General features: G+C 63.0%; 3 protein-coding genes and 1 pseudogene. 2 read left to right on the forward strand and 2 right to left on the reverse strand.

Annotated elements, in window-relative coordinates; all coding sequences use genetic code 11:
• Positions 1 to 447 precede the first annotated feature (447 nt).
• Positions 448 to 843, forward strand: a pseudogene (locus tag DCI01S_RS16130) (PaaI family thioesterase); the annotation flags it as partial.
• A gap of 90 nt (positions 844 to 933) precedes the next feature.
• Here the strand turns inward: DCI01S_RS16130 and DCI01S_RS16135 are convergent.
• Positions 934 to 1,623, reverse strand: a complete 690-nt coding sequence (locus DCI01S_RS16135) for a TetR/AcrR family transcriptional regulator (protein WP_061230162.1) — start codon at positions 1,621 to 1,623, stop codon at positions 934 to 936.
• Positions 1,624 to 1,740: 117 nt separating this feature from the next.
• Between DCI01S_RS16135 and DCI01S_RS16140 the strand changes: the two genes are divergently transcribed.
• The gene (locus tag DCI01S_RS16140) at positions 1,741 to 3,318 is read left to right on the forward strand and encodes an MFS transporter (RefSeq protein ID WP_061230163.1); all 1,578 of its coding nucleotides are present in this window, start codon (positions 1,741 to 1,743) and stop codon (positions 3,316 to 3,318) included.
• A gap of 143 nt (positions 3,319 to 3,461) precedes the next feature.
• On the opposite strand, the gene DCI01S_RS16145 is transcribed toward DCI01S_RS16140, so the two are convergent.
• Positions 3,462 to 3,906, reverse strand: a 445-nt coding sequence (locus DCI01S_RS16145; protein WP_061230164.1) for a recombinase family protein, incomplete at its 5' end; no start/stop codon positions are given.

The raw sequence follows: 3,906 nt of genomic DNA on the forward strand, positions 1-3,906 counted from the left end.
CTATTTTCACCCAGCGATCCGCAGATCCCCGTGAATCACCGGGGCTAACCGGACGTTATGACAAGTAAAAGGTGTCGAGGTGTCGATTGTGCGAACTCGACACCTCCCCGAATGGCTCGCAGCTCGTTCGAACTCGGGCTGCGCCTGACCTGCGAGCAGGTGCGCATCGCGCAGATGATCCGAGGTCTGTCCGACATGGCGAACCCGGGCCGCAGACAGTATGCGAACTACTGCTCTGACCTGCGGTCCTTCATCAGGATTCGCATTTCCTGCGACACATTCGCAAATTCTGCGAAGCACATAAAAATCAGCCGGAACCCAAACCCGCCCCCACTCCCAGGGTCGGCGTAAAGGAAGCCGTGCGCCATGGCGTCTTGGCCGGGCCACAGCCGGGAACTCGACACCTCGCAACCCGGCACTTGATCAGTAGGCGTGGTGGGCGCGACTGGACCAGAGAACCCGAATGGACATTTCCTCTCGGTACGGCGTGACGGAGACGGCGTCGTCGCACACCACCAGTTCGACCAGCGTCACGTTGGGGCACCCGGCATTGCACACGGCGGCGCGGTAGCGACCGTGATTGACGACCTATTCGGCTTCTTGCTGTATTCGGTCGGCGAGCTCGCCGTGACGCGCCGTCTCGCGCTCGACTATCTTGCGCCAGCATTACTCGACACCCCGTACATCCTGCGCGCTGCAGTTCGGTCTCGCGATGGCCGGAAATTGGACCTTAGGTCCACGATGGAGGATGCAGAGGGCCGCACTGTTATTACTGCCACTGCCCTGTTCATCGTGGTCGAGGTTGAACACTTTTTGCAGTCACAGAGAAACTCGAGGACTTAGGCCAAACTCACCGCCGCGGGAGGCCACCTCCGAGTCGGCGACCTCGGCGGCGAGCGGTCCCACCTATCGAACAACAAGGACCGCCTTGATTCAGCAAGGTCCGCCGACGGCGCCTGGGCGGTTCAGATCGTGGCCGAACTCGGCCGGGATGGGTTTGTCTCCCTGCTTGCGGGCAGCAAGAAAATCATCAACAAGTTGCACGCATCCGTCGTGGTCGACCGTGCAGAGCCCAGTGAGGCGAGCGAACACGACGGGGCCCAGGAGTTGAACGATCGCGAAGGTGGTGTCGATGTTGCCGAGCTGTGCCTGTACGTCAGGCTGTGTGAGGATGTGGTCAAAGGGCTGCCGGTACTCCTCGATGACTCGACTGCGCAGTGAGGTGATCGCGGCCGAATCGGCAGGATCGCCGCCGACTGATCCGATTGACAGCCAAGCCAGAGTCGTAATGTTCAGCGGCGCCTGGTCAATCAGGTCGGCTTGGGCCGTGAGAAGCGCGATGAGTTGGTCTCGTACCGACCCACTGTCGGCAGAGACCTCGACGCGAGGCAGCAGCCGCTCGAAGGTCGCCGCAAGCAACTGGGCGGTCCCGCCGAAATGCCGATAGAGCGTGGCCCGCGCAACCTTTGACATTCGAGTGACCGCCTCGACGGTAACCGCCTCTACACCACCAGTGCTCAGGAGATGCGTGGCAGCGTCGAGCAATCGTTTTCGTGAGCGCAGCAGTCGCGGATCGAGCTGATCGTCGTCCGTAGCGGGCCGGTCAGCACTCCAGTCGTTCACGCTCTCCCCTTCGGCCGACGGTTACTTCTCGTCCAAGCTAACCTGTCCAGCCAGTCGGATACTGTGATACTACTTGTCTCAGACCAAGACCGATCATCTCACAGCAAGGGGCCGGCGATGCACTCACCCCAACAGACCATCACCGAGTCATCCCGGTGGACCCGAGCCGAATGGTGGATGCTCACGGTGTCGTGCCTAGCCGTGGCGTTGGTGGTCGCGGCCATGGCCGCGCTGTATTCGGCATTACCGGAGATTGCGGTAGAGACTGGAGCGACGCAAGCCCAGCTGACCTGGATCGTCGACGGCTACACGCTGGTACTGGCGTGCCTGGTCCTGCCCGCTGGAGCGATCGGTGACCGCTATGGCAGACGCGCAGTTCTCGTAATAGGCCTGGCGATATTCACCATGGCGTCCGCACTTCCCCTGCTGCTGTCTGACCCGGCCTGGTTGATCGCTGCGCGAGCGATTGCCGGGGCGGGCGCTGCACTGGTAATGCCCTCGACGCTATCGATTCTGACTGCTGGTTTCGCCGCCGTTCATCGCGGCCGAGCAGTAGGTGTGTGGGCTGGAGTCGCCGGCTCCGGAGCAGTGTTAGGCATCCTCGGCGCCGGGGTGCTGCTTGAGCGCTGGTCGTGGGTGTCGGTATTTGTCGGACTGACCGCAGCGGGAGCCCTACTGGCCGCGCTGGCATGCACGATCGCTGAGTCCAGCCAGCATGATCACCCTCCCGTGGACTGGGTGGGCGCGGCGGCAGCTGCAGTCGCGGTTGCGGGAATCGTATTCGCCACGATCGAGTTTCCCGCGCGGGGCTGGGCCGACCCGATCGTTCTCGCCAGCGCCGGGGCCGGCATGTTGGCGACAGCCTTTTTTATCCTGATTGAGCTGCGATCCTCGGCCCCCTTGTTGGATGTTCGGTTGTTCGCCAAGCGCGGCTTCAGCGCCGGCTCGTTGTCGGTGGCCATCCAATTCTTGGTCACTTTCGGGGTATTCCTACTCCTGGTGCAGTACCTGCAACTGATCCTGGGATACGGACCGCTGGCCTCGGCGTTGGGATTGGTGCCGATGACGGTCCCCCTGATCGTGATCTCGGTGATCGCCCCCCGACTGTCACAGCGATTTGGACTACGAGTGATGACCGTCGCCGGTCTGGTGACCATCGCAGTTGGCCTGATGCTGGTCAGCCGGATGACCGTCGACGCACGTTACCTCGACCTGCTATGGCCGCTGTTGATCATGAGCGCAGGGCTCGGACTATGCACAGCCCCAGCGACCTACGCGATCATCGCCGAAACTCCGGAGAGCAAACACGGGGTCGCCGCCGCAGTCAACGATGCGGCCCGCGAGATCGGCGCTGCGATGGGGATCGCAGTGGCCGGCAGTGTGCTGGCCGCCGGATACACCCGCCACATCCAACCCGCCCTGCCTCAGTTACCCGAACCTGCCCGCGGTCCGGTCTCCGACTCCCTGGCCGCCGCCCTAGAGATCGCCGCACAAGCCGGACCAATGGCGCAACCATTGGTCGACTACGCCAAAGAGGCATTTGTCAACGGCAGCAGTCAGGCCACACTTACGTTGGCAATCCTCACCGCCGCAGCCGCAGTCTTGCTAGCGATCCTTGCCCCGGGCACTGCTCCGCGTGACCACAAGACCACGGCCAGTTCCACAGCACCGGCACACCGGGACAGCGTCGGATAGGTGGCCCGTCCGGCTTCCGGCTGCACTGACTCGTGCCTGGAGAAACTGCGCAAGGTCAGCAAGAACCGCGGTCCCTCCCGAGTGCCGAATCTCGGCGGTCGAGCTGCTGTGGCTAGCGATACCCACCATCTTCAGGGCGGGGGTCAGTGGCTGGTGCGTCCACGCCCGCCCGCTTCAACGCGCTGTAGTGCGCGGTAGAGCGTGGATCGGCCAACTCCGAGATTGCGGGCGATCACTGATGGCCCCTCCCCTGCCTCGATGTGGGCCCGGGCTTTGTCGACCTGCTCGGCGGTCAGGACTCGCTTACGACCCTTGTACTTGCCCTTCGCCTTAGCGATGGCAATGCCCTCGGCCTGACGTTCACGAATGATGGCCCGCTCGAACTCGGCGAACGCCCCGAGCAGCGAAAGCATCAGATCGGCTCGAGGATCTTGGGCGCCGGCGGCGTAGGTAGCCCGTTCATGGACAAACTCCACACTCGCGCCCTTGGCAGTGACCTCACCAACGATCTGCTTGAGATCGACCAGGGAACGAGCGAGTCTGTCCATTGACGCGACCACCAGCTCGTCACCGTCCCGGAGATACCTT

The sequence above is a fragment of the Dietzia cinnamea NBRC 102147 genome (genome assembly GCF_001571065.1).
In the GTDB taxonomy this organism is placed as follows: domain Bacteria; phylum Actinomycetota; class Actinomycetes; order Mycobacteriales; family Mycobacteriaceae; genus Dietzia; species Dietzia cinnamea.